The organism is Mesorhizobium sp. M7A.F.Ca.US.014.04.1.1 (genome assembly GCF_003998745.1).
Classification (GTDB): domain Bacteria; phylum Pseudomonadota; class Alphaproteobacteria; order Rhizobiales; family Rhizobiaceae; genus Mesorhizobium; species Mesorhizobium ciceri.
The window spans coordinates 1-3,026 of the sequence record NZ_RZRW01000642.1; the positions used below are offsets into that span (position 1 = coordinate 1).

4 protein-coding genes are annotated in these 3,026 nt (G+C 59.1%); all 4 read left to right on the forward strand.

The features are described from left to right. A partial coding sequence (locus EOA22_RS29135) for a hypothetical protein (RefSeq protein ID WP_127390409.1) occupies nt 1-474 on the forward strand: 474 nt, incomplete at its 5' end. 181 nt (nt 475-655) lie between these two features. Next, complete coding sequence (locus EOA22_RS29140) at nt 656-1,864, forward strand: glycosyltransferase family 9 protein (protein WP_127390410.1); 1,209 nt, start codon at nt 656-658, stop codon at nt 1,862-1,864. Nucleotides 1,865-2,064: 200 nt separating this feature from the next. Beyond that, the gene (locus EOA22_RS29145; protein WP_164755956.1) at nt 2,065-2,382 is read left to right on the forward strand and encodes a metalloregulator ArsR/SmtB family transcription factor; all 318 of its coding nucleotides are present in this window, start codon (nt 2,065-2,067) and stop codon (nt 2,380-2,382) included. Then, nucleotides 2,379-2,867, forward strand: a complete 489-nt coding sequence (locus EOA22_RS29150; RefSeq protein ID WP_127390412.1) for an SRPBCC family protein — start codon at nt 2,379-2,381, stop codon at nt 2,865-2,867. Before EOA22_RS29145 ends, EOA22_RS29150 begins: the two co-directional genes overlap by 4 nt. The last annotated feature ends 159 nt before the right edge of the window (nt 2,868-3,026 follow it).

Below are 3,026 nucleotides of genomic sequence, written 5' to 3' on the forward strand. Positions count from 1 at the left end.
GTTGGCCAAGGTGAGAAGGACTTCTACAAGCGTGACTTGCTAAAAGGGCGGCAGGCAAAGCATCTGATCGTCCCGATCTGGCCTGACGTGGAGGACAAGCTGAAAGCCGGCTGTCGCACCTTCGATTATCGTTACGAGACCTTGCAGGCGCTTACCAGGTGGCAGCTTGCCAACATCGTCTGGCGGCTTAGCGGCAAATTTCACGTATCCCGCGGCTGGCACCGGAACCTCTCCACGGGGGCTTTCGCTGTCATGCTTGCGCGTTTCGCCGGCTTCGCTCCGGTTGTGGTCAGCGGGTTTTCCCTGTCTCAGGCCGGGCATGGATACGATAGCCGAAACGCCTTCCGATATCATGCCGACGAAGATGCGGATTTGCTTCGGCGGGTGGCGAGAAGAGGCGAGCCCATCTACGCGGAAGATAGAGACTTCGCCAGAGAAAGCGGATTGCCGCTTTGGCAGGGACAGACGCCATGACCACGGCATCCGCAGACCGACAGGCCCCGGTTCCGCTCCTCCCAGGCAGCGAGCGCTGCGTGGGATTGCCTTTTTGTTTGTGGAACAAACGAGAGGTGCATGGGTCGGAGGTTCCAAGGCTGCCGATCCATCGATCACCACAAGCGGCACATGAGCTCTCTTGGACGTGTGTGCGCGCCCAATGACCAACATCCTGCCCCATCGTTTTGACGTGCTGAATATCTCGATGGCTGATCGGCTGGCTGTCAAATCCATTCTGGTTATCCAGGCAAAGTACATCGGGGACGTCATTCTGACCTCGGCGCTTATGCGAAATCTGCGCGTCGCCTACCCACACGCCATCATGGCCATGCTTTGCGCTCCTGGCCTGCGAGACTTGGTGGTCAGCCAGGGTATCGCAGACATAGCCATCGGATTCGACCCTCGAGGTGGTGGTAGAAGCCTAACCAGGCGCTTGAAGGAATATTCAAGCTTGGTCGCTGAGCTCCGCCGCCGAAAATTCGATCTCACCATCGATCTGACCGACTCGAAGACATCGAGGATGCTACACAAGCTGATCGGCGCCCCAATGCGCGTCGGATACGATCCCCCCGAAGTGCCTCTAAAATCTTGGGAAAGTCAGCCTGCCAATATATTTGCTGAAACCTTCGGCCAGGGAGGCGCGCATTACCTGTACCGATATCTTTCGCCGCTGAGAGCGCTCGGGATAACGTCGAGTGAAGTGACACCGAGGCTTGAGCCCACATCCATCGGACGAGGCGCTTCGACCCAGATTCTGGCTCAGAGCAATCTGAATGCAAAAGCTTTCGTCGCGGTGCACGCCGGACCAAGGTTCGAAGGGCGGTGCTGGCAACCTGAACGGTTCGCCGCAGTGATCGATGAAGTTTATGAAACGACGGGCCTGCGGTCACTGCTGATTGGCGGACCTGACGAGAGCGCAATCGCGGAACGTAACCTGAATGTGGCGGTCTCCCCGTTGGCAAGCGTTGTTGGCAAAGCCTCGCTTGAGACACTAACAGCATTGCTTGCGGACGCGTTTATCTTCCTGGGAAACGAGAGCGGCCCAATGCACTTGGCCGCATCGGTCGGAACTCCAGTTGTGGGCCTCTACGGGCTCACTCCCCCAGATGTCTGGGGGCCAGTTGGCGTGCCTTACCGCACGGTTGAGCCGCCATTGCCTTGCCAGTGTGTTGCTCCCCATTTGTGCAAACCCAACAACCCGGGCGGCGTCTACTGCGTGCACCGATTGCCCGTTGCCAAGGTCGCTCAAGCAACACATGAGTTGATAGAGGCGGTGAGACAACAGGGGAATGCATCCGTCAATTCACCTTCTCCCGGCGGCGACGCGCTGATCCTCCCATCGGCTCAGGATCGGAGCCGGTTGCAGTAATGACCTCGGCATCGGCTGTCCGGGTCCTTGGCAAGATCGTCCTGCAACGCTCTCATCGGCTCGCGCTTTTGCATGCGCCGCGGCTCGCCCGGGAGGCGCGACGAGACGGGGCCGCCAAGGCGGCTTAATCAGAGTCAACGGGCCGCCCGTCGACTACTCCAAGGTTGACATGGAAGGCCCGTCGATTTAAGTTCGCGTTAGTGGCCACTAACGCGAACTACTGGACTGCGCTCGGAGATTCGACGAGACGAACGATCTTCGAACTGTTGCTCGAACAGCCTTGTTCGGTCAGCGGACTTGCTCGTGCGCTGCCTGTAACCAGACCAGCGGTCTCTCAGCACCTGAAGGTACTCAAGGAGGCCGGGCTTGTTGCCGACACGCGCTCGGGCAAGGAAAGCATATATCGTATCGATCGCGGCGGCCTGGCAAGTCTGCGCGCGGAAGTCGATCAGTTCTGGAGCAAGACCCTGGCGGGCTACAAACTAGCCGTCGAGCCTCCAAAGAAGGACCAGGTATGAGCAAGCATCCTGCTACCGAGCCTGTAAGGCACTCCGTCGTCGTCGAGGCATCTATGGCGCGTGCCTTCAAGGTCTTCACCGAGGATTTCGGCAGGTTCAAACCTCGCGAGCACAATCTTCTCAAAGTGCCCATTGCTGAGACGATCTTTGAAGCCTGGGTTGGGGGGCACGTTTACGATCGCGGCGTCGACGGCAGCGAGTGTCGCTGGGCTCGTGTATTGACTTACGATCCGCCGAGCCGGCTGGTTCTGAGTTGGGATATCAACCCGCGGTGGCAGATTGAGACCGACCTGAACAAGACCAGCGAATGGGAAGTCCGGTTCACGGCGGAGACGGAGAACCGGACCAGGGTTGAGATCGAGCGCAGGAATTTCGAGCGCCACGGCGAAGGCTGGGAGAGCGTGCGCGGTGGGGTCGATAGCGATCAAGGCTGGCCGCTGTACCTGCAGCGGTTCCACGATCTTTTCACCGGTCGGGCGCCCTGACGCCGTGCCGGGATTTGAGAACGTCGCTCGCAAGCACAGTTTGGGTCCATTGCGGTTCCGGTGAGCGGAGACAACATGGAAGCCTATTGGTTAAACATTCTCGGTCGCGTTGGCAATCTACTCGGGTTCGTCCAAAGGATTTGCGGGAGGGCTGGCGGG

What these genes read in the sequence shown, in the direction of transcription:
- EOA22_RS29140 (WP_127390410.1), top strand. Translation starts at nt 656, where the DNA reads ATGACCAACATCCTGCCCCATCGTTTTGACGTGCTGAATATCTCGATG.
- EOA22_RS29150 (WP_127390412.1), top strand. Translation starts at nt 2,379, where the DNA reads ATGAGCAAGCATCCTGCTACCGAGCCTGTAAGGCACTCCGTCGTCGTC.